Here is a 24559-nt window from a genome sequence, read left to right as displayed (position 1 = left end):
AGGCAGGGAGAATCGACGGATGAGCGAGCAGCCACCTCCACCGCCCGGCCCCGGGTTCGGCCCGCCCCCACCGCAGTACGCGCCGGCGCAGCCCTCCTACGCGCCGCCGCCCTCCCCGTACCCGCCCGCACCACCCCCGTACGCCCAGACCCCGCCCCAGCAACCGGCCCCGGCCGGACCGGACTTCCTCGCCGTCGACAAGCGCAGCGCGGTCGTCGTCGACGCGACCGGCGTCGCCTTCGAGTCGTCCGGCCGGACGATCGAGTTCCGCTGGCCGGAGATCCGCGGCGTCCACTACCGGGCGAGCCCCGACGGCAAGGCCCTGATGGTCTCCGTGGTCCACATGGACGGCCGCTTCTACGAGTGCGTGGTGGAGGCCAAGCCCAGGTCACGGCTTCAGGAGTGGTTCCCGCAGCTGGCCTGGGTCCTTGGCCACTACCGTCCGGCGGGCTAGCGGCGGCTACGGCAGCCCGTGCACATGCGGACCCACCGCGTTGGACCACGCGTTGCCCGCCGTCGCGTCCCAGTTGGTCGACCAGGTCATCGCGCCCCGCAGTCCGGGATACGTCCGCGGGGGCTTGAAGGAACCGCACCCCGTGCCCTTGGCCAGGCAGTCCAGGGCGTTGTTCACGACGGACGGCGACACATAGCCGCTCCCGGCGCCCCGGGTCGAGGCGGGCAGGCCGAGCCCGACCTGGGACGGGGCCAGGCCGCCCTCCAGCTGGATGCAGGCCAGGGCGGTCAGGAAGTCCACCGAGCCCTGGCTGTAGACCTTGCCGTCGCAGCCCAGCATGGAACCGCTGTTGTAGTACTGCATGTTGACGACCGTGAGGATGTCCTTGATGTTCAGCGCGGTCTGGAAGTAGGAGTTGGACGTCGACTGCATGTCGATGGTCTGGGGTGCCATCGTGATGATCAGTGACGAGCCCGCCTTCGCCGAGAGCGACCGCAGGGCCTGGGTCATATAGGTCGCGTTGAGGCCGTTCTCCAGGTCGATGTCGACGCCGTCGAAGCCGTACGTCTGCATCAGGGAGTGCACCGAGTTCGCGAAGTTCGCCGCCGAGGCGGCGTCGTTCACCGCCACCGTGCCGCGCTCACCGCCGACCGAGATGATGACCTTCTTCCCGGCCGCCTGCTTGGCCCTGACGTCGGCCTTGAACTGGTCGACGGTGTAGCCGCCGAGACCGGCCGAGTCCAGGGTGAAGGTCACCGCGCCCGGCGTCGAGGTCGCGTCCGCGAAGGCGACGGCGATGATGTCGTACTGCGACTGGACGTCCGCCAGCTTCTGGACCGTGGCCCCGTTGTTGAAGTTCTGCCAGTAGCCGGTCACCGCGTGCTTGGGCAGGGCGGGACCGGGGCCGGTCGGCGCGTTCGTCCGGCCCGTCACCGCCGCCGACTTCGGGGACTCGCCCGCCGCGTTGGTCGCCGCGACCTGGAAGGAGTACGACGTCGAGGCCGCGAGGCCGGTCACGGTCGCCGAGGTTCCGGAGACGGCCGTCGCCTTCGTCCCGTCGCGGTAGACGGTGTAACCCGTCGCCCCGGAGACGGTGTTCCACGCCAGTGACACCGACGAGGACGACGTCCCGGAGACGTTCAGACCGCTGGGCGTGGCAGGGACCGTGGGACCGGGGTCGGTGCCGCCGCCCCCGTCGGGCCCGAACACCGACACGTCGTCCGCGTAGTACGCGGTCTGCCCGTACCAGCCGTGTGTGTACACCGTCACCGAGGTCGTCGACGAGCCCGTCCTGAAGGTCGTGGACAGCTGTTTCCAGGAGGAGGAGTCCGGCGTCCAGGTGGACACGTCGGTCGTGCCCGTGCCCGTGACGCCGAGATAGGCGTAGCCGCCCCGGACCCAGGCGCCCAGGGTGTACGTCGAGCCGGGCTTCACCCGTACCGTCTGGGCGCACCGGGCGTTGTCCTGCCCCGCCGGGGTCCCCTTCAGCGCGGCCGTGCCGGTGTGCACCGGTGAGGAGACGGCCGTACCGCTGCCCGCGGAGCAGGTCCAGTCGCTCAGGCCCGACTCGAAGCCGGCGTTCCTGGCGTTGTTGACGTCGGCGGCGGAGGCCTGGCCGACGGTCGTGACAGTGAGGGCCAGGGCAGCCGTGACGGCACCCGACCACAGCCGCATGGATCGTCTGTGTCTGAACATGACAAGAAAATGGTCCAGACCAGAGGGGGTGTCAATAGGTTCAGACCAATCACGGGTCGGCCTGCCTCCCGGGGGGTCGATGCCGAGCGGCGAGATGCTCAACCTGCCCCGTTTTGGCGCATCTTGTGCAACGACAGTTGCTCCCCAGCTACACAAACGCTGTTCTCCGGTCACAGAGCCGTGGATACAGTGCTGAGGTAGTCACGCAGTGAAGTCACCGAAGTGGGCCGGAGTCACACCGGCGCGCCGACGGGCATGGGGAAACGGGGAGCTGCGCGTGCCAACTGCCATTGCCGTGACAAGTGCCGACATGGCACTGCCGCCACAGGACGAACGCACCCTGCCCGCCGTCGTGCTGCGGGACATCGACCGGCGCCCCCTGGAACAGACGCTCGCCGAGATGCAGGCCCTGGTCGAGCACCACGGACACGTGATCGTGGTCTGCTCCCAGGCCGCGCCCACCGCCGTACAGCGCCGGCTGCACACCCTGCGCTCCCTCATGGAGAGCGACCGCATCGCCCTCTTCCGCCCGGACCTGCCCCCGCTCGGACTGGCGGTCCTGGCCCGCCAGTTACGACAGCTGGCCTCCTGCGACATCAGCCCCGGCGTGCTGGCGTCGGCAGGCCGGCTGCTCGTCCACTACATCCACGCCGGGGCGCTGCTCAACTCCGTCACCCGGCTCGACCGCGTCCCCGTCGGCCTGAAGTCGCACGCCAAGTCCTGGGTCCCGGGCAGCCAGTTCGGCGTCCTCGCCCACCCCGAGCCGCAGCTCGTCAGAATCACCCCCGAAGCCGCCCTCCCGGGCCCCGAGTTCGGCACCTGGATGCTGGTCGCCAAGGGGCAGCTCCAGTCCGACTGGGTCACCGCCACCCTCGCCCCCTCCTGGAAGGTGCAGGGCCTGCGCGAGATCCCGCTGCCGGCCGAGTCGCCCGGCTGGTGGGGCACCGGCAAGCTCATCGAGTTCTGCAGCTTCCTGCCCGACCTGTCGGTCCTCTACCAGCTGGTCACCTCCGTACGGCGCGGCAGCTGCCACTGGTGCGGCATCGACGTCATCGGAGACCGCTGCGTGTTCTGTTCGGCCCTGCCACCCGTCTACGACAGCCCGCCCCCCAAACAGCTCGAGAGCCGAACGGCCGCCGGAGCGCCGGGCGGACGGCGTCCGGGGTGACACCTGACACCGCTCGCCGGCACCGCTCCGATCCCGACCGACCGCTATCCCCAACGAGGTTGCACGGTTCATGAATTCCCGTCAGCGCCGCGGCGTGCTTCTCCTGCTCCTGTCGGTCGTCTGTGCCCTGGGCGCCTTCACCGGCGTGCTCTCCGTCATAGGCGACGTGAAGTCCAAGGTCGGCCCCGAGGTCACCGCCTACCGCCTGAAATCGGACGTGCCGCCCTACACCACGCTCACCACGGGCCAGTTCGAGAAGATCAAGATGCCCGAACGGTGGCTGTCCGACAACGCCGTCACCGATCTGCGGGAGATCCAGGGCAAGATCGCCGTGACGACGCTCCGTTCGGGCTCCCTGCTCCAGTCCGACATGATCGTCCGCCAGCCCGCACTTCAGCCGGGCCAGCAGGAGGTCGCCATCATGATCGACGCGGCGACCGGCGTGGCCGGCAAGATCACGCCCGGCTCCTCGGTCAACGTGTACGCCACCTTCGAGGGCAAGCGTGAGGGCGACCCCGACCAGTCGAAGATCATCGTGACCAACGCCAAGGTCATCGACGTGGGCGACCTGACCGCGCTGAAGCCGGACGAGAACAACCGCACCCAGCAGCCCACCGACGCCGTCCCGATCACCTTCGCGCTGTCCGCCCTCGACGCCCAGCGCATCACCTACGCCGAGTCGTTCGCCCAGCGGGTCCGGCTCGCCCTCGTCGCGCCCGGCAGCGACACCACGGTCCCGGAGCAGGACCGGACGTACGAACTCGCGAAGGACAAGTGAGAGGCCCGCATGCCCACGAGGATCCTCCCGGCAGTCGGTGAAGCGGACGCCGTCCGGTCCATCACGACGCTGCTCAGCCAGCTCCCGGACGCCGAGCCGGTGGCCCCGGTGGGCGACTCCACCCAGCTCATCGACACCCTCGCGCGGCTCGCCGCCGAGTCCGTCGACGAACTGCCCGAGGTCGTGGTCGTGCACGAGCGGATCGGCCCGGTCCCCGCGCTGGAACTGATCCGCGAAGTGGCCCTGCGTTTCCCGGCCGTCGGCGTCATCCTCGTCACCTCGGACGCGAGCCCCGGCCTCTTCCAGGCCGCCATGGACTACGGCGCCCGCGGCCTCGTCGCCCTGCCCCTGAGCTACGAGGAACTGGCCAGCCGCGTCCAGGCGGTCGCCCAGTGGTCCGTCGGCGTACGGCGGCACCTGGGCGCCGGCGGCGACGTCTTCACCGGCGTCGGAGGCACCGTCGTCACCGTCAGCGGCGCCAAGGGCGGTACCGGAGCCACCCTGACCGCCATCCAGCTGGCCCTGGCCGCCCAGGCCTCCGGCCGCAGCACGGCCCTGGTCGACATGGACCTCCAGACCGGCGACATCGCCTCCTACCTCGACGTCCAGTTCCGCCGCTCCGTCGTCGACCTGGCCGCCATCACGGACATCTCCCCGCGCGTCCTGGCCGACGCCGTCTTCCGCCACGACACGGGCCTCGCCCTGCTGCTCGCCCCGGCCGAAGGGGAACGCGGCGAGGACGTCACCGACCGCGCCGCCCGCCAGATCGTCAGCGCCCTGCGTTCCCGCTACGAGATCGTCGTCATCGACTGCGGCGCCCAGCTGAGCGGCGCGGGCGCGGCGGCCGTGGAGATGGCGGACCGGGCCCTGCTGATCACCACGCCGGACGTGGTCGCCGTGCGGGGCGCCAAGCGGGCGGTACGGATGTGGGACCGGCTGCAGATCCGCAAGGCCGAGGAGACGACCGTCGTCGTCAACCGGCACAGCCGCGGTACGGAGATCCAGCCGCCCCTGATCCAGAAGATCACCGGCACGGCGGTCGCCGCCACCGTCGTCCCCGCCAACTTCAAGGAACTGCAGAGCGTCGTGGACGCGGGCCGCATCCACGAACTGGAGAACAAGAGCGCGGTGAAACAGGCCCTTTGGGGTCTGGCGGGGGAGTTGGGCCTGGTCAAGGTCCCGGACGGTGCGCAGAAGGCCGGCCGGGGGTCGGTGAGCTTTCGGCGGAGGAGGGAGGGCGGATGAGAGGGCGGTCAAGGAGTGGGGACCGGGGCCAGGTCACCATCGAGTTCCTCGGGATGACACCGACGATCATCGTGACGCTGGTGGCGCTGTGGCAGGTCGTCCTCGTGGGTTACACGTTCATTCTCGCGGGCAACGCGGCGGACGAGGCGGTACGACAGGCGACGGCGGCCGAACCGGGGGCGCGGCAGGGCGTGTGCGAGGCGGCCGGGCTCAAGCATCTGTCGGACGCGTGGCGAGCCGGGGCCGAGGTGACCTGCCAGGGCTCCGGCTACGTGACGGCCGACGCGCGCCTTCAGGTCCCGGTCCTCTTCCCCGGCACGCTGACCTTCGGGTTCACGGTCCACGGCCACGCCGGGGCGGTCGAGGAGGCGAAACCGAGATGACCGGAATCCGCAAGGGCCGCGACCGCGGCCAGGTTGCCATCGAGTACATCGGCTTCCTTCCGATCCTGCTGATCGTCGCCCTGGCGGCCGTGCAGCTCGGCCTGATCGCCTACACGGCCCAGCAGGCCGGCACGGCGGCCCGGACCGGGGCGCGCAGCGCGTCGCTGGAGGGGCCCTACCAGGCGGATTGCCTTGCGGCGGTGAGCGACTGGCTGGCCGACGAGACCAGTTGCACCGATGCGCACGGCGCGGACGAGGTCACGGTCACGGCGGAGATCACCATCCCCTCGGTCTTTCCGGGCAAGGACAACTTCGGTACGGCGCGCAAGCGCGCCACGATGCCGCTCGACCACTGAAAGACGAGCTAGGAGCACCGCACTCATGAGCCTGCGAGCACGCATCAACACCCCCGAGGAGAACGGCAACCGGGGCGAGGACGGCCACATGGTCGCCTCCTACCGGGCCAAGCTCCTGGAGGAGATCGACCTCGCGGAGATGAGTTCGCTGGCCGCCGCCGAGCGCAGGGCGCGGCTGGAGCGGGTGCTCGGGCACATCATCAGCCGCGAGGGCCCGGTCCTGTCGACGGTGGAACGCTCGCAGCTGATCCGCAGGGTGGTCGACGAGGCGCTGGGCCTGGGCATCCTGGAGCCGCTCCTGGAGGACGCCTCCATCACGGAGATCATGGTGAACGGCCCGGACGCCATCTTCGTGGAGCGCGGCGGCCGGGTCGAGCAGCTGCCGTTGCGCTTCGCCTCGAACGAGCAGCTCATGCAGACGATCGAGCGGATCGTCTCGACGGTAAACCGCCGCGTCGACGAGTCGAACCCGATGGTCGACGCCCGCCTCCCCTCCGGCGAGCGCGTCAACGTCATCATCCCGCCCCTGTCCCTGACGGGCGCCACCCTCACCATCCGCCGCTTCCCGCGCTCCTTCACACTCCAGGAGCTGATCGGCCTCGGCTCGCTCGACGAGCACATGCTGTACCTGCTGGCGGGCCTGGTGCAGGCGAAGTTCAACGTCATCGTCTCGGGCGCGACCGGCACCGGGAAGACGACCCTGCTGAACGCGCTCTCCGGGCTGATCCCCGGGGGCGAGCGCATCATCACCATCGAGGACTCGGCCGAACTCCAGCTCCAGCAGGCCCACGTCATCCGCCTGGAGTCGCGCCCGCCGAACGTCGAGGGCAAGGGCCAGATCTCGATCCGCGACCTGGTCCGCAACTCCCTGCGCATGCGCCCCGACCGCATCGTGGTCGGTGAGGTCCGAGGCGGCGAGTCCCTAGACATGCTGCAAGCCATGTCCACGGGCCACGACGGCTCACTCGCCACCGTCCACGCCAACAGCGCCGAGGACGCGCTGATGCGGCTGCAGACCCTCGCCTCCATGTCGGACGTGGAGATCCCCTTCGTGGCACTGCACGACCAGATCAACAGCGCGGTGGACGTCATCGTGCAGCTGACCCGGTTCGCGGACGGCGCCCGCCGTATCACCGAGATCGCCCTGATGGACAGCCACGGCAGCGACCCGTACCGGCTGGTCACGGTCGCCCGCTTCAACGCGCGGCCCATGAGCTCCGACGGCCGTATCCACGGCAACTTCGAGTACTTCCCCGTCCCGCGCCGCACCGCCGACCGCCTGTACATGGCGAGCCAGCCCCTCCCACAGGCCTTCGGCATCGCCCGGTCCGCGGACCAGCTAGCCACCCGAGAAGCCAGGTAGGACCGACCGATGGATCTGCAATCGCTCATCACGCTCACCACGGGCGTCACCCTGCTGACGTGCGTCCTCGCGGTCGTCGGCCTGCACTCCTACGCCACGGGCAAGGCACAGCGCCAGGCGCTCGTCGACCGCCTGTCCGCCACCGGCCAGATCCCGGCCGGCGGCCGTCGCCGCCACTTCCGGAACCTGGATCGCCGCCTGCGGCGTACCAAACTCGGCAGGAAACTGGAACTCCGCCTGGCGGCGACGGGCCTGGACATCACCCCGGGTGAGTTCTTCGTCTACATGCTCGCCACGGTCGCCGGCCTGTGGCTGATCGGGCAGGCGGCCCTGGCGCCGTTCTTCGGACCGCTGGCGGGGTTGCTCGGCATGTGGGTGGCATTCCAGTTCCTCAACTGGCAGCGCCAGAAGCGCATCGAGAAGTTCATCAACCAGCTCCCGGAGCTGGCCCGGATTCTGGCCAACGCCACGCAGGCAGGACTCGCCCTGCGCACGGCGATCGGCATGGCCGCGGAGGAACTGGAGGCTCCTGCGGGCGAGGAGCTCGCCAAAGTCTCCGCCCAGTTGGCGGTGGGCGCGTCCCTGGACGACGCACTGGGGGAACTGGCAGACCGCCTCCCGTCCCGCGAACTGGTCGTCCTGGTCACCACGCTGGTGCTGTCGAACAGGGCGGGCGGGCAGGTGGTGAGCGCGTTGCGGAATCTGACGGACACGTTGGAGGAGCGCAAGGAGACGCGGCGGGAGGTACGGACGCAATTGTCGCAAGTGAACATGACATCTTATGCGGTGCCCGTATTGGGCGTGGGTGCATTGTTCATGCTGAACGCCATCAATGACGGTTCGCTGGATCGCATGACCGGGTCGCCGATCGGTCAAGCCTCCGTGATCATCGCTTTCAGCCTCTACGGAATCGGCTTCTTCCTCATCCGCCGTATGTCCCGCATCGACGTCTGAGCCACCGAGCCTTAGGAGGAGGAGAGCACCATGGGACTTCTGCTGGCACTCGTCATGGGGCTCAGCGTGTGGGGAGCCTTCGCTGGCATCCGCATGTACCGAGCAGAAGCCAGGCTCCCTGCCGACCTCGCGGTGGCTCTGGAGATCGGTGGGTCCCGCACCGGCGCCGTAGGCTCGCTGGTCGACCGGCTCGGCATGCGCCACGCGCCTGCCGTACTGCGGCTGATGGGACCCAAGCGGGTCGCGAAGTACCGCCGCAAGATCGATCTCGCGGGAAACCCCGGCGGCCTCACCATCGACCGCTACGCGGCCAGGCGCGCGGTGTACGGGGCGGTCGGTGGCCTGGGCGGCATGATCGCGCTGGCCAGGGGCAGTGTCGTCGCCGCACTCATGATGTTCGCCTTCGCGGTTTTCTGGGCCGACGTCGGGATCTGGTCCGCGATCCGAATCCGCAAGGACGCGATCGAGCGGACGCTGCCGGACTTCCTGGACGTGCTCGCGGTCGTCGTCAGCGCGGGCCTTGGCTTCCGGCAGGCGCTCGACCGGGTGGCGTCCAAGTACGAGGGCCCTTGGGCCGACGAGCTCCGGATCACCCTGCGTCAGATGGACCTCGGCATGAGTCGCCGCCAGGCATTCGACGAACTGCGCCGACGCAACGACTCGGACCAGGTGGCGATGTTCGTGACGGCGCTGCAACAGGGCGAGGAACTGGGCGCGCCGATCGTGGACACGCTCGTCTCGCTGGCCAAGGACATGCGCCGTACGGACGCGCAGAACGCCCGCCGCAAGGCCGCGCGTGCGGTCCCCAAGGCCACCTTGATGATCACGACCTTCATGGTTCCGGCCACGATGATCCTGCTCGGCGCGGGAATGCTGCTCGGCTCCGGCACGGACTTCAGCTCCATCACGGGCGAGTAGAACGGGGGCGATGGCATGTCGACGACAAAGGAACGCACCAGGCTGCTGCGCCGCCGCTCGAAGCCGCCGGAGATCACCACTCCACCGGCGGGCACGGTCCTCCCGGCCCATGTGAGGACGGGTGCGCCGGACATCCCAGTGACGTATGCGACGCCCGCCCTCCCCCCGGGCTGGGTCCGGGCAGACGCCCCGGTGACGACCGGGTCCGCAGCACCGGCCGCCGCAGGGCCGGAGGCAAAAGGCGAGGTCGGCAACGAGCGGACTGTGCGGATCAGGAAGGGGGAGCGACGCGGCAACGGGCAACGACGGAACGTGGATCCTCATGCCGGGCAGCCGACCCGGGTTGCGGCATCCGCACGGGCCAATGGTGCGGCGTCGGCTGAACAGCGACCGACGGCCGTTCGCGGGAACGACCCGGTCAGGGAGGATGGACAGGGCGGGTCGGCCGCCCATGGCTCCCAACCTTCACAAGGGACTTCCGCACTGGCGGCAACGCCCGGCAAAGCCACCATTCCCATCCAGATCAACGCCCTCCAGGCCATGTGCCGTCAGGTCTTCGGCTTCCGTCTGGCGATGATCGCCCTGGCCGCCCCCGCGGCGCTCGTCAACGCCAGCCCAGGCCTGGGAACCCGCTTGGTCGGCAGCGCCGTGGTCGTCACGTTCATGGCCTCGTACGTCCTCTTCAGGGACTGGGAGCGCTTCGGGCCTCTGCTTCTGTGTCATCCCTCCCTCCTGGCCTTGGACACCCTCTTCGGCTCCCTGCTGCTGATCTCCGCGGGCCCGGACACCACCCTGGCCTACGTCAGCGTCTGCACGCCCCTGCTGGCCGGCCTTGTCTACGGCTGGCGAGGGGCAGCCTTCTTCGCGTCGCTCCAGTCACTGATTCTCTTGCTGATCTACGCGACGTCGACGGGCGTGCACGCCGGCATCGCCGAGTCGTCCCTCCTCCCCGGCCTCTGCCTCATCGCCGGAGCCGTCGGCTCCAGCCTGCGCAACCTCATGCTCCGCTTCGGCGCCGCCACCCAGGCCCTGACTACCGTCCAGGCGCGCCTCGCCGTAACAGAAGCGGTCAGCGCTGAACGAGCCCGTCTGGCCCGCGAAATGCACGACTCGGTCGCCAAGACCCTGCACGGAGTGGCCCTGGCCGCCGACGGCCTGACCGACTCAGCCGGCGCCGACCGTATGGACTCGGCACTGATCAGACAACAGGCCGCATTGGTCGCTCGCTCAGCCCGCCGAGCCGCCGCCGAATCCCGCGAACTCCTGGCCGACCTGCGCCGCGAATCAGACCCCGCCCAAGCCACCGACGTCCTCGTCGAACTGGCGGCCCGGACCCGCGACTTCAGCACCCGCACCAGCCTCCCCGCCATCTACCGCCGCACCGGCGCCCACGCGGTGCCTCCCGTCCCACCGGCCGTGGCCCGCCAACTCCTCACCATCGCCTCGGAAGCCATGGAGAACGCCCACCGCCACGCCCACCCCACCCGCGTCGATGTTCGCGCGGGCGTCCACGGCGATCTGCTCCGCATCAGCGTCTACGACGATGGACGCGGTCTCCCACCCGGCACGACCCTCGAACAACTCCGCCGCGCGGGCCACTTCGGTTTGGTCGGAATGGTCGAACGGGCGGCCTCGGTGGGCGCCCGCATTCGCATAGGCCGCGGTGGCCACCCCAAGGGCACGGAAGTCCGCCTGGAACTCCCCCTGGCCGCTTTGACCGCACCCACCGCCTGACCCCCCCACGAGCCGAGAGGAGACCCTGATGCCGGACCACACCACTCCACACCCCGGCGCACCCCAGCCGCCGTCCACGGAGAACCCGTTCGCCGCGCCACCGACCCACCGCCTCCGGATCGTCGTGGCGGACGACAACCCCGTGGTCCGCGCCGGCCTCACCGCCTTGCTCTCCGGGCGCGCGGACATCGAGGTCGTGGCGGAGGCGGCAGACGGCCGCCAGGCCTACGAGGCAGCCCACCAGCACCGCCCGGATGTCATCCTCCTCGATGTCCGCATGCCCGGCGTGGATGGCATCTCGGCACTCCCGTACCTAGTCCAGATCGCCCCGGTCGTGATGCTGACCTACAGCAGGGAGGCGGAGATCGTCCAGGAGGCCCTGCGCCGGGGAGCGGGCGGCTACCTGGTCCACGGCGAGTTCACGGCCGACCAGCTGGTCGATGCCGTACGGGACATCAAGCAGGGCAGGGCCCACTTCACCCCCACGGCAGCGGGGGCCCTGCTGGCCCAACTCCGCCAGGACCAGGCGCCGACGCCGCCGCTCCCCGAGAACCTGGGCCAGTCATCAAATGCGACTGCATACGGAATTTCCCCCTCCGCAAACCCGCATACTCAATCTCAACAACCCACTCCACCAGCAAGTTTGCACCCACCCCACATGCCACCCCCACCCATTTCTCCAGAAAACCTTTCGCAAGTGCAATCGCATGTGGGACAGTCGTCGTCTGCATGGGCGACGAGTGGCCGTCCGGCAGCTCCGGACAGGTCGCGGTTCCAACTGAGCACGAGGGAGGCGGAGATCATGGACCTCATCGCATCCGGCATGAACAACCAGCAGATCGCCGCCACGTGCTTCATCAGCGAGAAGACCGTCAAGAACCACATCAACCGCATCTTCGCCAAACTCCACAGCACCAGCCGCTCCGAGGCCGCCGCGAAATGGATCGGCACCGCACCGGACTCGCATCGAGGACTGGGGTGACCTTCGGTGACTTTCTTGGGGAGGAGTACCCGGTTGGGCCCGTGCGGTTGGGCCCGGAATTGGGCCCTGGGGCCCTCTGGCGGAGAGGGTGTTCCGCCGTACGTTCCTCGTGTCGAAAGCGACACAGCCGAAACCGGAGGGGAACACCATGAGCGACATGATGCTGAAGACCGCTGTTGCGACCAAGGTCCGTGTGAACGGCTGGAAGAACACCACGGTCGAAGCCATGCAGCGCCGCGCCGGCGACAAAGGGCAGACGGCGGTCGAGTACCTGGGCATCATCGCGGTGGTCGTCGCAATCGTGGTTCTGATCGCCGGGACGAACCTTGGTCAGACGATCGTCAACAAGCTGACCACGCAGATCAACAAGGTCGCTCCTTGAGCCAACCTCGCAGGTACGGCGACGCAGGGCAGGCATTCCCCATCTACATCACTGTGGTGGGGGGCCTGCTCTTCCTCGCGTTCGCCTACTTCGCGGTCGGCCAGGCCGCGGCGAATCGGAACGGCGCCCAGACGGCCGCGGACGCGGCAGCTCTCGCGGCGGCCCAGGACAGGCGGGACCTCCTCGCAGGCGCGTGGGTGGACGACGTACTCGACCCGACCAAGTGGAATGACATCCTCAACGGCAACGCCGAAGGGCTCGGCCCGTCGTGCTGGCGTGCACATCAGCTCGCCGCGCCGAACGACGCCCGAGTGGTCGGCTGTGAACCTGAGGGCCTTCTGGGCTTCACGGTCGAGGTCGAGACCAACAAGCCCGTCGGTGACTCGGTCGTCCCCGGCACGGCGGACAACAAATCGAATGCGTCCGCCACCGCCGTGATCGAGCCCCGTTGTACGTTCAAGCTTCCTCCCGCGGACGCGGGTGAGGGCACACTGCCAAGGCTCTCCTGCAAGGGCAGGAACTGGGACCTGAAGCCGGACGATCCTCCCGAGGTTCTCCCGAAACCCGAAGACCTCTTCGACGTCCATCTGGCCGACTGACAGCGAACGACGAGTTGAAGGAAGCAGCAGCGATGAGCATTCGGTTCACTACGAAGGCCCACAGGGGGGTGGTCGCGTTGACCGTTGCGGCCGGATTGGCCCTCGGAGTGGCCGGCTGCGGCGGCGGTGGCGACGACGAGAAGCCGAAGCCGTCGGCATCCGCCTCCAAGGACGGTGGATCCAAGCCGAGTGCTCAGGAGGGGCAGGACAGCGAGCCCTTGGCCGAGGTGAAGGGGCCGAGCGGCCTGCTTCTCCAGATCACTTCTGCTGAGCGTGACTCCGGTGGGTTCGTCACTGTGAACGGCAACCTGAAGAACGATGGCTCAGAGATCGTCACCATTCCTGCAGAGCTGAGTGGTAATGAGACCGAGATCATCAACAAGGGCAGGTCGTTCGGTGGCGCCACGCTCGTCGACTCGAAGGGCAAGAAGCGGTACTACGTGCTGCGCGACACGGACGGGCGTCCGTTGACGACCACTGGCTTCTCGGCCCTCAAAGCCGGGGAATCGATGGCTGTGTTCCTGCAGTTCCCATCCCCCCCGGCAAGCACGACCGAAGTCACCTTCCAACTGCCGCTGTTCTCGAGCGCACTCATCAAGATCTCCGGGTGAGGCCCACCATGACCCCCGCGCGCACCACTAGGGCGACTACCCCACGCCTCGCTCTGGTCCTCACCGCCGCCACCTTCATGGTCGCCACGAACATCTACGGCGCAGTGTCGGCCCATGCCGACGACACCCCCAGCGTTCCCCCGGGCACCGAGGCTTCCGCCTCACCCCCCGTCGAGGTAGACCCCAACGACCCCGACCTCAAGCTCCCCGAGGGCGCCACCCTGGCCTCCGCCAAGGTCCTCGACATCAAACAGGTCGTAGAAGACCAAAGCGGCGACGAACGCCGTGAGGACACCAACGCCGACGTCAAGTTCGCCCTCCAGGCCGAGGTCCTCTTCGACAAGGACAGCGCGAAGCTCAGCGCGGAGGCGAAGTCCCGTATCTCCGCGATCGCCGAGGAGATCAAGACGCAGAACGCCACGAAGATCCGCGTCTTCGGCTTCACGGACAACCTGGGCTCCTCCGCCCACGGCGACGTCCTGTCCCGGAAGCGCGCCGACGCTGTACAGAACGTCCTGGACCAGGAACTGACGAACTCCAACGTCACCTACGAGGTACGCGGCTACGGCGAGCAGTACCCGATCGCGGACAACTCCTCGGAACCGGGCCGTAAGAAGAACCGCCGGGTAGAGGTCTCCTTCCCCCGCGCGGCCTAGAGCAGGTGATCGGCCTCCCTGCCTTGATCTCGAGGATCAGCGCACGGAGGGCCTCCCGGCGCACCTGCCTCACACCCACCGCAGGGGTCTACGGATCGCTGCGCTACAGGGAGGCGGCCCCGCGTGTATTCGCCTGCGTGGTCAGGGCGTGCGGCGGCGACTTGGGCTTCGGTGACACGCGTGAACTCGGTGGCGGTACGCGCATGTGGGCGGTATTGCCACACGGGGGCGCCCGCGACTACCTGTGTGGCGCAGGCGTACTGGAGCGCTAAGGGCTGCTTTTGGGCCCCGATTTGGGGCCAGGGACCCATCCCGCCTCGGTGCCCCCTTCCTACCCTCGGCCGTGTCGTAGAGCGAAGGGGCGGGGGACATGGCTTTGTTCGGGGGAGTGCCGGCGCCCGAGTCGGGATGGCCGTCGGGGCCGGGCAGCCGTCAAACGATGCCCGGCTCGCTCGCGACGGCCCTGGCCCTCACCCACACCCTCTTCGCGATCACCCTGCTCGGCGGCTCGGGCGTCCTGATCACCGCGGCCTCGTACGATGCCGTCGATGGCGGCCTCCTGGCCCTGACCGCCTACGCGGCAGCCCCGGGCACGCTCGGCTGGTGGCTCGCCCGCCGCACCTGGCAGGGCGGAACCAGAACCCGGGCTGCCCTGATCGCCGTACAGGCATGGCTGATCCTCGGCGCTACAGCGAACATCACCGACGGCTCACCCCGCGGCTACACCCAACTCTTCCTCCCCTCCCTGACCCTCTACTTCCTCACCCGCAAGGACAGCGCGGACTGGTACCGCCTCCCCACCCACGACCGTGCCGAACGCCGCCCGTTCTCCCTGCCCCGCATGATCCGCTGGCGCCGCGACGAGGGCCAGACGGCGGTGGAGTACGCCGGTCTCATCGCGGTCGTCGCCGCGATCATCACCGCCCTGGTCGTCAGCGGCCTGGGCACCCAGATCTACGGCGGCCTGCAGTCGGCGGTCTGCAAGATCACAGGAACGGCCTGCCCGTCACAGCCGCCCGGCGACGGCACCGGCATCACGGCCGAGCGCGGCACGCCGAACGGAGAGGGCACGAGGCCGGAGGCCGGCGACGACGATCAGCCCGAGTCCGAAAGCCGGAACACCCCGCAAGGCAAGCCCGAGGACGACGAGGACGACGAGGACGACGACGGATGCTTCTCCGGATTCGGCGCCTTCTTCGGCTGCACGGGCAACCAGCTGAAGCAAGTCGGCGAAGGCCTCTTCGTGGACGGCATCGGCGGCGAACTCAAGGGCATCTGGGACACCGTCACCAACCCCCTCGACACCCTGGACGGCCTCAAGGACTACGGCGGCGTCATCGCCGACCAGTGGTCGCAGGACGCCAAGGGCGCCAGTGACAAATGGGCGAAGGGCGACTACTTCGACGCCCTCACCGACTGGGGCGGCGCGACCCTGAACTCGGGCGGGAAGATCCTCGACGACACGTTCATCGGGGAAGAGGTCCGCGACCAGTGGAACAGCGGCAACAAGACCCGAGCCGTCACCACGGTCGTATGGAACGTCGGCTCCCTCTTCATCCCCGGCTACGGCGAGGCCAAGCTCGTCGGAAAACTCGGCAAGCTGGGCAAACTCGGGAAACTCGGCGACCTGGGCAAACTCACCGACAAGGCCGTCGACGCGGCGGACGACGCGAGGAAGGCGGCCAAGGCCGGCGACGCGGCGGCCGCACGCAAGGCGGCGAAGGAAGCAGACGAAGCGGCGGACGAGGCCGAGAAGAAGGCCCGCGAATCCGGCTGCACCCTTGCCGCCCCACCCCGCAGAACCCCGTTCGGCGGCGCCCCGGGCACGGGTACCACGCTCCTGGCCGCGGCCCGAGCCGATTCCCCCTACGTCATCCTCGCCGAGGACGGCTGCGACGAGGAGGCCAAGGAACAGGCACAGGAGGCCCGCAAACAGGCGAACGAGGCGGACAAGGCCGCCGACGGGGCGGAGCAGAGGAACAGGCCTGCCAACGACTGGCAGGCCAGGGACGACATCCCCGGGCCGGCGCGCGGCAAGGTCCTCAAGTTCCCGAACAAGCGCCACACTGTCAGCGGGGCGTCCAGCGGACAGGTGAAGGAGCGCAACACGGTGATCCTCAGAGGCAACGAGGACCTGGTCCGCTCCGACATCGAGGACATCGCGAACGGCCGCGCCACGCTGTCGCCGGACGGGAACACCTATGAGATCAACGGCCGCGCGTACGAGGTGGAGGGCAACGGAACGGTCTTTCCGAAGTCCGGCCCCGGCCTGGTCGAGATGGACCGCATCGAGTACGCGGCGTTGAAGGAGATCGCGCGGAACAAGGGCGACGCCGGCAAATCGCAGCAACTCCAGCGGGACCCGAAGTTCGTCGACAACCCCGAGAAAGTCGAGAAGGCCAAGGCCGTCTATGAGGGGACGTACAAGTGATCGGAACGTACGAGTGATCGGCAACCTCTTCACTGTCGCGGAGCCGTCCCCGGAGAGCCTGCGAAGAGCCCTGGCGGACCTGATGGCCGTGCCGCAGGAGGCCGTCGACGTGGCCGACGCGGACGGAGAGCAGGAGAACCGGCGCTGGGACGCCCCTGTGCTCTGCACCTACCGCCGGCTGCCCCCCGGGGACTTGGCGCTGGAACTGGACATCACCGTGGAAGACGCCACCGCCGGCCCTCTCACGGAAGAGCGCCTCGCACTCGGCCTGGCCGCCAGGCTGAGGAGTTCGGTCCTCCACCCCTCGGAACTCGACCTGCCGAGCGCCTACTGGGTCGCCGTACCCGACGGACGCGTCGTCAGGTGCCGTCTGGAGGCGATCGACACCGACGATGACACGGCATACCGTGTGGACGCCGTGGAGGGGCAAGTCCCCGACCTGCCCCTCGCCAGGGTCGAGATCCTCCCGGAGATCATCGACAGACAGCCCATCGCCACCCCTGTCTCCGACGCCGTCCTCGCCGCACTCCCCACCGGCACGGCAGCGAGCGTCGAAGGCCGCGTACACCACCACCTGCACGTATGGGAAAGACTGATCCGCCGGCTCCAGTCCGACTGGGCCCCCGCCGGCCGCTACCGAGCGGACCTGTTCCACCGCGACCTGGATGCCAGAGACGCTCTGGAACGACTCATCCCGCAGATGGGCGAGAAGCACAGGGACGCCCTACAGGATGCGGTGACCCAACTCGATCGGACATTCAACGAGTACACGGATCCCAAGCCCACAGCGGACAACGGAGAGGGGGACCCCTGGTGGCGAAACCGGGTTCCTCACCAGGTGCCTTGGTGAGTGCTGCATGGAGCCGCATACCGAGGAGATGTGGGACCCGCAGGTCGTGCGGTGGCACGTTCCGGAGGGCGACTATGTCCTGCCTCACGCTCTGCGATCCCTGCCAGAGCCCTGGGACGAGTGCGACCGGAGCCGGAGCAGGGAACTGCCACGCACCGGCAAGCGCCTGGCGGACGCCCGGCGAGTGGTGACCGTACTCCTGGAAGACCCGAAACTGGCTCCGCGAGTCCCTCAGCCACCGTCGCCCGGTCTGTTGTGGCACGCGTGGGAGGAGTTTCACCAGGCCGTTGGGGAGAGCATGCCCCGCACGAGCCAGGTGACCTGGTCCGGGGTGGACGAGCTTGCCCGCGCGTGGCGGGATCGACCGCAGCTGTACCCGCTGCAACGGCACGTCGTGCGGTACGTCGAGGCAGCGATGCTGGCCATGATCCCGTCACTGCGGGACGACATCACCGACTCGGTGTTCCGCTGGCTGGCTCTCGACCCCGACCCGGGTCGCTTCACCGACTGGGCGGTGGACCTGGCCGAGCGTTGCGTGACCGAGGACATCGGCGCCGACTCGGCCCTCGAACTGCTGGGCGCTATGGGCAGCCCGGAGGCCAGGGCGGCACTGGAGCGGCTGTCGGTCAAGCCGGATGGCCCGGCGAGTTGGGAGAACGCGGAAGCGGCACTGAGCGTGCTCTTCGCCCTGGGAAGCGAAGAAACGAGCCCCTGACAGCACCAGATCGAGCATGCGGTTCGCCTGCGCATCGGCGTCCACCCGGACTCGGAACCGGCGATCGTGGACATGGACCGCAACGAGAAGAGCCGTGCCGGTCTCGCCCGCGTCGCTCGCCGAGGTCCTGGCATAGGCGGTAGGGGCGAACGGGATGACTAACCCTCACCCCACGACGACCTCCACTCGGGAGCCTTCCCGCACCCCCCACCCACTCATCACTCCCGCCCCCGCCTCCACCACATGCCGTGCGCGCAGCCGAGGCATCCCCAGCCGCCCCGGCCGCATCGTGCGCACGGCGATGACACGAAGGTGTCGATCGAGATAGGCGACATCGATCGGCATGCGCATACGAAAGGTGTGCACGCTGTTGGCGGGGGAGAGCAGAATCGCCCCTTCGATCGAATCCCGCCCCAACAGCCCTTTCGTACGGGCCCGATACGAGGCGGCGATCTCCAACGGAACACGGACGGACGGCCCCCCGCCACCCCCGTGCACGACCAACTCCCCACACCCGTCCTGCCAGCGCCGCCCCATACGGGCCCACCTCCGACCGTGCCACCTGTCGCCTACCACCGGCTGTCCGAACCCGAACGTATCCGCAGGGGAGTGGGCCCACATGGGCCCACGGGCCCAACCTCTTTGCCGGGCCCTTTGCTGGTTCCTGACTGAAACGCCCCGCACGGCACACCCAATGGGCCGACAAATCACCGCGTTATGCAACCGATACGGCTCACACCGGTCGGCGAATCGCCACTTTCTCCCCGTACACCCTGCCAGTTGACAACTTTCACCCTGGTGCGGCCCCACCCCGCTGTATAGCTTTGGTTCGCTCAAGAGAAGCCTCGCCTCTTACCGGGAGCTGACCGTGAACCGCCGCCCCACCTTCCTCGCAGCGCTCACGCTGACCGCCGCTGCGGCCTTGACGCTGTCCGCGTGCGGGAGCGATGACAGCCCCAAGAGCAAGGACAACGACAAGATCGCGGGAGCCGACTCGGGAAGCGAAACGTCGGCTTCCCCGACCGCCTCCGCCGCGTCCGTCGCTGAACGACCGAAGATCGATCTTCCGTCCGACCTGTCCTACACCTTCGACTGGCCCAAGACAGGGGACAAGGACAAGGACGCGGTCCTGGCGGACAGCGAGCAGTCCATCAAGGCTGTGGACTTGGCGATCGTCAATCAGGACGCGCTCGACAAGGCGTACCTCCACTATTACGAGGGCGAGGCGGCTGCCTCCACGCAGAAGTTCATCCAGAACTATGTCGAGCACAAGGCGTCCATCACCGGGGTCTACCGCTTCTACGCCCCCGAAGTGGCAGTCGACAAAGACGGCACGGCGTCCCTCAGCTACTGCGAGGACCAGGGCACGGCGTATGTGAAGTACCTCAAGACAGACAAGGTCAAGAAGACCGAGGTAACCGCCAAGAGCTACGTCATCTACCACACGTCGCTCAAGAAGAACGACAAGGGCGTCTGGGCGGTCCAGAAGATGGTTTCGCAGAGTGGGAGTCCCAAGTGCCAGCCTTGAGACGTCCGTCGAAGCGACTGTCTACGGTGGTCATGGCCAGCACGTGCTGGTCTCTCCTCGCACTTCCCGGCATGGCACGCGCTGACGACACCCTGGGTGGCGACACACAGGGTGTCAACCAGGAGGCCAACGCCGGCAAAGACGGCACCGTCTCCGTAACCGTAGGCGGCGTCGTCTTCGACCGCTCCAAGAACGGCACCGGCAACTCCGCCGGCGCCCTGACGTCGTCCACCTCCTGGACGCCACCGCCCTGCTGGTACGCCCCCAAGTACACCCCGGAGCAGCTGCAGAAGACGCTGGAGCCGGTCTGGGAGGCCGGTTCGACGGGGTACGAATGGGACGCCGAGCAGCGCGACCGCTATGTCAACGGGCACCCGTACAAGGACTTCAACAAGGACAAGGCCGGCAAGGGCTACTTCTGGGACTCGTATGTGGACGAGAACTTCCCTCCGGGCTGGGACTCCTGCAAGGAGCCCGCGTTCTGGGTGGACCAGGGCGATGCTCCGCCCGCCAACGTCGAGAACGCCGTCACGCCCGAGATCCTCGCCGAACTCGCCTACGCGGAGATCCGCGTCCCCGGCACCAAGGTCACCCTGGCACCCGCCGCCGCGACCAAGGTCAACCTGCCGACCTGGTCCTGGCTGGACGCCGCCGACTTCAAGCCGGTCTCCGTCACCGCGTCCGTACCGGTCATCGGCATCACGGCGACCGCGACCGCCGTACCGCAGTCGCTCAGGATCGAACCCGGCACCGAGGACGCCGTGACCTACCCGGCCTCCCGCGTCTGCGAGATCAACAACGGCCGCATCGGCGAGCCCTACGCCAAGGGCAAGGCCGACCAGACCCCACCCTGCGGAGTCAGGTACCTGCGCTCCTCGGGCAATGGCACATACCCGCTCCAGGCCACCGTCACCTGGAAAATCGACTGGACCGGCAGCGGCGGCGCAGGCGGCGACCTCCCCTACGGCACGTTCGGAGCCACGCAGGACGTCGTCGTACAGGAGATCCAGGCCGTCAACCGCTGACGATCTGCGGAACCACCTGCGTCGAGTCGTCATTCGTCGGCGCACAGGGCGCAGGATGCCTTGTTGGGGGCGTCACCGCCCGGGTAGGAAGAGCACCATGACCGAACTCGGCGCCGTCTTCCGCCCCCAACTCGCCCCCGAGCGGCTTCGATCCGTCGCCCGTATTGCCGATGAGACAGGCCTCGAACAACTCTGGCTCTGGGAGGACTGCTTCCGGGAAGGCGGTATCTCCACCGCCGCCGCGGCCCTCGCATGGACCGAGAACGTACGGGTCGGCGTCGGACTGTTGCCCGTGCCCTTGCGGAACGTCGCCATCACGGCCATGGAGGTCGCCTCGCTGCACCGGATGTTCCCGGGGCGGGTGATCGTCGGTGTGGGGCATGGGGTGCAGAGCTGGATGGGGCAGGTGGGGGCGCGGGTCGAGTCGCCGGTGACCTTGTTGCGGGAGCATCTCGTCGCCCTTCGGGCGTTGCTGGGCGGGGAGCGGGTGAGCACCGACGGGCGGTACGTCCGGCTCGACGATGTCGGCCTCGACTGGCCGCCGGAAGACACGGGAGGCGGCGTACTGGCCGGAGCCACCGGGCCGCGGTCGCTGCGGCTCACCGGGGAGGCCGCCGACGGGACGATCCTCACCGCCGCCACCAACGCCGAGGGTGTGCGGAAGGCGCGGCAGCTCATCGACGAGGGGCGGGAGGCAGCCGGGCGCGGGGGCGGGCCGCACCCCGTTGTCGTCTATCTGCTCACCGCCACCGGGGCCGGGGCCGCCGACCGGCTCCGTGCGGAGCTGGCCGACGAGGGGCTCGAGGCCGTTCCGGATCTCGGGGTCGCCGGGGACGCCGGTGCCGTGGCCAAGGCCGTCGAGCGGCTGGCCGAGGCCGGGGCCGACACCGTGGTGCTGCAACCGACCGGGGACGAGCCCGACCCGGAGGGGTTCGTGCGGTTCGTCGCGGAGGAAGTGCGCCCGTTGGTTCCCTGAGAAGCCTGGCTGTCAGTGGCGGCTGCCACACTCCGGACATGAGGGATGACGACGTGGACGTGCGGCTGCGGGCTGTGGTGGAAGACGATCTGGAGTTCTTCCTGGAGTACGAGCATGATCCGGAAGCCGTCCGGCGGTCGAGGTTCACGCCTCGGCCGCGCGACGCGTTCCTGCGGCACTGGAAGGCCAAGGTCCTCGGGGACGACACCGTCTTCGTGCGGACCGTGACCGTGGACGGAGACGTCGCCGGCAGCGTCGTCGCCTGGTGGGACGGGGACCGCCGCTTCCTCGGGTACTGGCTCGGACGCCCGTACTGGGGACGCGGCATCGGCAGCCGGGCCCTGGCCCTCTTCCTTGAGCGGGAGCAGAACCGGCCGCTGTACGCCGACCCCTTCAGCGGGAACTCCGGCTCCGTACGTCTCCTGGAGAAGCAGGGCTTCCGCCGTGACGGCGTCGTCCGGCACGGAGACGACGAGCATGTCGTGCTCGTCCTCTCGTGAGACCGCACCGCACCTTCGAGGACCTCGTCGCCGAAGGTGCCTCCGTCCCCACGGAGGGCTGGGACTTCTCCTGGTTCGAGGGGCGGGCCACCGAGGCGCGGCCGTCCTGGGGCTATGCGACGTCGTTGGCCGGACGGCTGGGGCGGGCGAGTGCCGTGCTCGACATCCAGACCGGGGGAGGGGAGGTCCTCGACTTCGCCCTTGCTCGTACGGTCCCCGCACCACCCCGGCTCGCCGTCGCCACCGAGGGCTGGCCGCCCAACGTCGCCAGAGCGACCGCCCTGCTCCGGCCACGCGGAGTCGCGGTCGTCGCCGCCCCCGAGGACGCCCCGCTGCCCTTCGCCGACGGCGCCTTCGACCTGGTCGTGAGCCGGCATCCCGTCCGCCCGCACTGGGACGAGATCGCCCGGGTCCTCCAGCCCGGCGGGACCTATTTCGCCCAGCACGTCGGGCCTGCCAGCGTCTTCGAACTCGTCGAGTTCTTTCTGGGCCCGCAGCCGGACGACGTGCGGGCCGGGCGCCACCCCGACCGTGAGCGTGCCGACGCCGAGGCCGCCGGGCTCGACATCGTCGAGCTGCGGGCGGAGCGGCTGCGGATGGAGTTCCACGACATCGCCGCGGTCGTGCACTTCCTGCGCAAGGTCGTCTGGATGGTGCCCGGCTTCACCGTCGAGGCGTACGAGCCGCAGCTCCGCGCGCTGCACGAGCGGATCCGGGCCGAGGGGCCCTTCGTCGCCCACAGCGCCCGGCACCTCTTCGACGCCCGCAAGCCGGACTCACCCTCGCCCCGCCACCCCTGATCACGCGTGCGGACCCACCGTCACCTTCCCCACCACCAACTCGGCCGTCGCCTCCAGCACCTCGCCCACCCGCTCCGCCTGCTCGCCCAGTTCCCGTTCCTGTTGTGCCGTCAGCCGGCCGAGCGGCTCGACCGTGACGGTCGTACGACGGCCCCGGCGCCGCTGGTGCCACACCCCCGCCGCCACACCGTCGACGAGCAGCACCGGATAGTTGCCCGCCTGGCCGCCCGCGAGGGCACGCCGGTACGCCTCCCCGGGGAACAGCCGCTCGCGGGGCTGTCCGGCGATGACGTACGCGTCGAAGTAGGGGAGCAGCCGCACACCCCGTGCGGGCCCGTCCGGGAAGTCGGTGTCACCCGCCGCCACCCACGCCGGTGTCCCCTCGAAGTCGACCTCCTCGATGCGGTCCGCGGCGGCCAGCTCGCCGAACAGGGCCGTGGCCCAGCCGGGCGGTGCCGCGAGCCACTTCGCGAAGTGCTGCGGAGTGGCCGGTCCGTAGGCGTGCAGATAGCGGCGCACGAAGGTGCCCAGAGCATCAGCCACGGATTCCGTACCCCTCGCGGACCTGGTACCCCCCACGGACTCCGCACCGCCCACCGACTCCGCCCGCGGCGGGCGCGTGTACGTCGCCTTGCGACCGCGGTTCGGGCCGAAGGACAGCGTGCCCGCCCAGCCCGCCCGGTGCATCACCTGCCGCCAGCGCGGCCACAGGTCCTGGAACGCCGGCATCACCCGGTCACCGGCCCACGGGCCCGTACGGGCGACGATCTCCTCGGTCAGCTCGTCGAGGGTCAGACACCTGCCCTCGAGTGCGTCGCCGATCGCCGTCACGACCTGGCCGGTCTGCTCCTCGGTGAGCCGTACGTCGGGCGGGAACGGGCTCGGCCCGGTCGGAACCGCCGTCAGGGCGGCCGACCAGAGGGGGAGTTCACGCGCCGGGAGCAGATGTACCGTGCCGCGCGGGCCGTACGTCTTGATCAGGGACCGGTCGTCCCAGAGTGCCGTCCGTACGTCCGCCCGCGTCAGCCCGGCCGTCCGCACCCCGACCGAGACCTCGGCCGCGGACAGCACCTGCGCGTGCGCGCCCGCCATCGCGCCGACCACCTCGGCGACCGGTGTGCCGCTCCCGGCCGGCCTGGCCAGGAACTGCCGCTCCGCCCGCCGTGCGCTCGCGGCGTCCCATGTGATCCTCACGGTCGTCGTCATGGAGCGACGTTAGGCGTGAACGAGGACAGATTCTGTCCTCTTGGGCCCTCGCCGGTGGGTCACTCCTTTCACTCACTCCACTTGCGCAACTTCCGTCGATGTTTTTCACATCGTTATCGCTCGCGGCTCGCCTTCGGTGCCGCCGTTCGCGTAAGTTCAGACCAAGGTAATTCGCGTCAGCAAAGCTGCGCGGGCGGTACCGCGCAGTGGAGGGGGCTGCGCGGTGCCAGGGCCTCCCTGTTGAGCCGGT

General features: G+C 69.1%; 26 protein-coding genes. 23 read left to right on the top strand and 3 right to left on the bottom strand.

Annotation, left to right across the window (positions count from 1 at the left end):
* Positions 1–19 precede the first annotated feature (19 nt).
* Positions 20–454, top strand: a complete 435-nt coding sequence (locus ACZ6I3_RS21495; protein ID WP_469416505.1) for a hypothetical protein — start codon at positions 20–22, stop codon at positions 452–454.
* Positions 455–460: 6 nt separating this feature from the next.
* Here ACZ6I3_RS21495 and ACZ6I3_RS21490 read toward each other — a convergent pair whose 3' ends face one another.
* On the bottom strand, positions 461–2149 hold the full coding sequence (locus ACZ6I3_RS21490) for a chitinase (RefSeq protein ID WP_469416504.1): 1689 nt from the start codon (positions 2147–2149) through the stop codon (positions 461–463).
* Positions 2150–2459: 310 nt separating this feature from the next.
* On the opposite strand from ACZ6I3_RS21490, the gene ACZ6I3_RS21485 reads away from it, so the two are divergent.
* From ACZ6I3_RS21485 to ACZ6I3_RS21405, 17 genes are all read left to right on the top strand, one after another.
* Positions 2460–3317: a hypothetical protein gene (locus ACZ6I3_RS21485; protein ID WP_469416502.1), complete on the top strand. Its 858-nt coding sequence runs from the start codon at positions 2460–2462 to the stop codon at positions 3315–3317.
* 70 nt (positions 3318–3387) lie between these two features.
* Positions 3388–4095 carry a Flp pilus assembly protein CpaB gene (gene cpaB, locus ACZ6I3_RS21480; protein ID WP_382831626.1) on the top strand — a complete coding sequence of 236 codons (708 nt, stop codon included), beginning with the start codon at positions 3388–3390 and terminating at the stop codon, positions 4093–4095.
* Between the two features lie 9 nt (positions 4096–4104).
* Positions 4105–5340 carry an AAA family ATPase gene (locus ACZ6I3_RS21475; RefSeq protein WP_469416500.1) on the top strand — a complete coding sequence of 412 codons (1236 nt, stop codon included), beginning with the start codon at positions 4105–4107 and terminating at the stop codon, positions 5338–5340.
* On the top strand, positions 5337–5723 hold the full coding sequence (locus ACZ6I3_RS21470) for a pilus assembly protein (protein ID WP_469416499.1): 387 nt from the start codon (positions 5337–5339) through the stop codon (positions 5721–5723). Before ACZ6I3_RS21475 ends, ACZ6I3_RS21470 begins: the two co-directional genes overlap by 4 nt.
* Positions 5720–6079: a TadE/TadG family type IV pilus assembly protein gene (locus ACZ6I3_RS21465; protein WP_469416497.1), complete on the top strand. Its 360-nt coding sequence runs from the start codon at positions 5720–5722 to the stop codon at positions 6077–6079. The genes ACZ6I3_RS21470 and ACZ6I3_RS21465 overlap by 4 nt, the downstream gene beginning before the upstream one ends.
* A 25-nt stretch (positions 6080–6104) precedes the next feature.
* Positions 6105–7442: a CpaF family protein gene (locus ACZ6I3_RS21460; RefSeq protein ID WP_469416496.1), complete on the top strand. Its 1338-nt coding sequence runs from the start codon at positions 6105–6107 to the stop codon at positions 7440–7442.
* 9 nt (positions 7443–7451) lie between these two features.
* Positions 7452–8396, top strand: coding sequence for a type II secretion system F family protein (locus ACZ6I3_RS21455; protein ID WP_469416494.1), 945 nt, complete (start codon positions 7452–7454; stop codon positions 8394–8396).
* A gap of 30 nt (positions 8397–8426) precedes the next feature.
* Positions 8427–9314: a DUF5936 domain-containing protein gene (locus tag ACZ6I3_RS21450; protein WP_469416493.1), complete on the top strand. Its 888-nt coding sequence runs from the start codon at positions 8427–8429 to the stop codon at positions 9312–9314.
* Positions 9315–9329: 15 nt separating this feature from the next.
* Positions 9330–11048 (top strand): sensor histidine kinase, encoded by a 1719-nt coding sequence (locus ACZ6I3_RS21445; protein ID WP_469416491.1) that lies wholly within the window; start codon positions 9330–9332, stop codon positions 11046–11048.
* Positions 11049–11076: 28 nt separating this feature from the next.
* The gene (locus ACZ6I3_RS21440) at positions 11077–12030 is read left to right on the top strand and encodes a response regulator transcription factor (RefSeq protein WP_469416489.1); all 954 of its coding nucleotides are present in this window, start codon (positions 11077–11079) and stop codon (positions 12028–12030) included.
* A gap of 148 nt (positions 12031–12178) precedes the next feature.
* Entirely contained in the window at positions 12179–12412 is a 234-nt protein-coding gene (locus ACZ6I3_RS21435; RefSeq protein WP_469416488.1) for a hypothetical protein, read from the top strand.
* Positions 12409–13011, top strand: coding sequence for a pilus assembly protein TadG-related protein (locus ACZ6I3_RS21430; RefSeq protein ID WP_469416487.1), 603 nt, complete (start codon positions 12409–12411; stop codon positions 13009–13011). Before ACZ6I3_RS21435 ends, ACZ6I3_RS21430 begins: the two co-directional genes overlap by 4 nt.
* Positions 13012–13043: 32 nt before the next feature.
* On the top strand, positions 13044–13622 hold the full coding sequence (locus ACZ6I3_RS21425) for a hypothetical protein (RefSeq protein ID WP_469416486.1): 579 nt from the start codon (positions 13044–13046) through the stop codon (positions 13620–13622).
* A gap of 8 nt (positions 13623–13630) precedes the next feature.
* On the top strand, positions 13631–14278 hold the full coding sequence (locus ACZ6I3_RS21420; protein WP_469416485.1) for an OmpA family protein: 648 nt from the start codon (positions 13631–13633) through the stop codon (positions 14276–14278).
* Between the two features lie 370 nt (positions 14279–14648).
* A complete protein-coding gene (locus ACZ6I3_RS21415) occupies positions 14649–16709 on the top strand; it encodes a Flp family type IVb pilin (protein ID WP_469416484.1) in 2061 nt (686 codons plus the stop codon).
* A 109-nt stretch (positions 16710–16818) separates the two neighbouring features.
* Positions 16819–17559 carry a hypothetical protein gene (locus ACZ6I3_RS21410; RefSeq protein WP_469416483.1) on the top strand — a complete coding sequence of 247 codons (741 nt, stop codon included), beginning with the start codon at positions 16819–16821 and terminating at the stop codon, positions 17557–17559.
* 298 nt (positions 17560–17857) lie between these two features.
* On the top strand, positions 17858–18274 hold the full coding sequence (locus tag ACZ6I3_RS21405; RefSeq protein ID WP_469416482.1) for a hypothetical protein: 417 nt from the start codon (positions 17858–17860) through the stop codon (positions 18272–18274).
* A gap of 165 nt (positions 18275–18439) precedes the next feature.
* Here ACZ6I3_RS21405 and ACZ6I3_RS21400 read toward each other — a convergent pair whose 3' ends face one another.
* Positions 18440–18811 (bottom strand): DUF192 domain-containing protein, encoded by a 372-nt coding sequence (locus tag ACZ6I3_RS21400; RefSeq protein ID WP_469416481.1) that lies wholly within the window; start codon positions 18809–18811, stop codon positions 18440–18442.
* 331 nt (positions 18812–19142) lie between these two features.
* Between ACZ6I3_RS21400 and ACZ6I3_RS21395 the strand changes: the two genes are divergently transcribed.
* The 5 genes from ACZ6I3_RS21395 to ACZ6I3_RS21375 all read left to right on the top strand — a co-directional run bounded on the left by ACZ6I3_RS21395 (position 19143) and on the right by ACZ6I3_RS21375 (position 23103).
* Entirely contained in the window at positions 19143–19802 is a 660-nt protein-coding gene (locus ACZ6I3_RS21395; RefSeq protein ID WP_469416480.1) for a hypothetical protein, read from the top strand.
* Between the two features lie 71 nt (positions 19803–19873).
* Positions 19874–20827 carry a hypothetical protein gene (locus tag ACZ6I3_RS21390; protein WP_469416479.1) on the top strand — a complete coding sequence of 318 codons (954 nt, stop codon included), beginning with the start codon at positions 19874–19876 and terminating at the stop codon, positions 20825–20827.
* Between the two features lie 97 nt (positions 20828–20924).
* The gene (locus ACZ6I3_RS21385) at positions 20925–21803 is read left to right on the top strand and encodes an LLM class flavin-dependent oxidoreductase (protein ID WP_469416478.1); all 879 of its coding nucleotides are present in this window, start codon (positions 20925–20927) and stop codon (positions 21801–21803) included.
* Positions 21804–21841: 38 nt separating this feature from the next.
* Positions 21842–22303, top strand: a complete 462-nt coding sequence (locus ACZ6I3_RS21380) for a GNAT family N-acetyltransferase (protein WP_469416477.1) — start codon at positions 21842–21844, stop codon at positions 22301–22303.
* Positions 22300–23103, top strand: coding sequence for a class I SAM-dependent methyltransferase (locus ACZ6I3_RS21375; RefSeq protein WP_469416476.1), 804 nt, complete (start codon positions 22300–22302; stop codon positions 23101–23103). Before ACZ6I3_RS21380 ends, ACZ6I3_RS21375 begins: the two co-directional genes overlap by 4 nt.
* Here the strand turns inward: ACZ6I3_RS21375 and ACZ6I3_RS21370 are convergent, their stop codons facing one another.
* Positions 23104–24309, bottom strand: a complete 1206-nt coding sequence (locus ACZ6I3_RS21370) for a winged helix DNA-binding domain-containing protein (protein WP_469416475.1) — start codon at positions 24307–24309, stop codon at positions 23104–23106.
* Between the last annotated feature and the right edge of the window lie 250 nt (positions 24310–24559).

This window comes from Streptomyces sp. NPDC041940 (genome assembly GCF_055589465.1).
This window is presented reverse-complemented; position numbering and strand designations above follow the sequence as displayed.

Excerpts from the sequence above, each read along its gene's own strand:
- ACZ6I3_RS21495 (WP_469416505.1), top strand. The coding sequence starts at position 20 with ATGAGCGAGCAGCCACCTCCACCGCCCGGCCCCGGGTTCGGCCCGCCC.
- ACZ6I3_RS21490 (WP_469416504.1), bottom strand. The coding sequence starts at position 2,149 with ATGTTCAGACACAGACGATCCATGCGGCTGTGGTCGGGTGCCGTCACG.
- ACZ6I3_RS21485 (WP_469416502.1), top strand. The coding sequence starts at position 2,460 with ATGGCACTGCCGCCACAGGACGAACGCACCCTGCCCGCCGTCGTGCTG.
- cpaB (WP_382831626.1), top strand. The coding sequence starts at position 3,388 with ATGAATTCCCGTCAGCGCCGCGGCGTGCTTCTCCTGCTCCTGTCGGTC.
- ACZ6I3_RS21475 (WP_469416500.1), top strand. The coding sequence starts at position 4,105 with ATGCCCACGAGGATCCTCCCGGCAGTCGGTGAAGCGGACGCCGTCCGG.
- ACZ6I3_RS21470 (WP_469416499.1), top strand. The coding sequence starts at position 5,337 with ATGAGAGGGCGGTCAAGGAGTGGGGACCGGGGCCAGGTCACCATCGAG.
- ACZ6I3_RS21465 (WP_469416497.1), top strand. The coding sequence starts at position 5,720 with ATGACCGGAATCCGCAAGGGCCGCGACCGCGGCCAGGTTGCCATCGAG.
- ACZ6I3_RS21460 (WP_469416496.1), top strand. The coding sequence starts at position 6,105 with ATGAGCCTGCGAGCACGCATCAACACCCCCGAGGAGAACGGCAACCGG.
- ACZ6I3_RS21455 (WP_469416494.1), top strand. The coding sequence starts at position 7,452 with ATGGATCTGCAATCGCTCATCACGCTCACCACGGGCGTCACCCTGCTG.
- ACZ6I3_RS21450 (WP_469416493.1), top strand. The coding sequence starts at position 8,427 with ATGGGACTTCTGCTGGCACTCGTCATGGGGCTCAGCGTGTGGGGAGCC.
- ACZ6I3_RS21445 (WP_469416491.1), top strand. The coding sequence starts at position 9,330 with ATGTCGACGACAAAGGAACGCACCAGGCTGCTGCGCCGCCGCTCGAAG.
- ACZ6I3_RS21440 (WP_469416489.1), top strand. The coding sequence starts at position 11,077 with ATGCCGGACCACACCACTCCACACCCCGGCGCACCCCAGCCGCCGTCC.
- ACZ6I3_RS21435 (WP_469416488.1), top strand. The coding sequence starts at position 12,179 with ATGAGCGACATGATGCTGAAGACCGCTGTTGCGACCAAGGTCCGTGTG.
- ACZ6I3_RS21425 (WP_469416486.1), top strand. The coding sequence starts at position 13,044 with ATGAGCATTCGGTTCACTACGAAGGCCCACAGGGGGGTGGTCGCGTTG.
- ACZ6I3_RS21420 (WP_469416485.1), top strand. The coding sequence starts at position 13,631 with ATGACCCCCGCGCGCACCACTAGGGCGACTACCCCACGCCTCGCTCTG.
- ACZ6I3_RS21415 (WP_469416484.1), top strand. The coding sequence starts at position 14,649 with ATGGCTTTGTTCGGGGGAGTGCCGGCGCCCGAGTCGGGATGGCCGTCG.
- ACZ6I3_RS21405 (WP_469416482.1), top strand. The coding sequence starts at position 17,858 with ATGCCCCGCACGAGCCAGGTGACCTGGTCCGGGGTGGACGAGCTTGCC.
- ACZ6I3_RS21400 (WP_469416481.1), bottom strand. The coding sequence starts at position 18,811 with ATGGGGCGGCGCTGGCAGGACGGGTGTGGGGAGTTGGTCGTGCACGGG.
- ACZ6I3_RS21390 (WP_469416479.1), top strand. The coding sequence starts at position 19,874 with ATGGCACGCGCTGACGACACCCTGGGTGGCGACACACAGGGTGTCAAC.
- ACZ6I3_RS21385 (WP_469416478.1), top strand. The coding sequence starts at position 20,925 with ATGACCGAACTCGGCGCCGTCTTCCGCCCCCAACTCGCCCCCGAGCGG.
- ACZ6I3_RS21380 (WP_469416477.1), top strand. The coding sequence starts at position 21,842 with ATGAGGGATGACGACGTGGACGTGCGGCTGCGGGCTGTGGTGGAAGAC.
- ACZ6I3_RS21370 (WP_469416475.1), bottom strand. The coding sequence starts at position 24,309 with ATGACGACGACCGTGAGGATCACATGGGACGCCGCGAGCGCACGGCGG.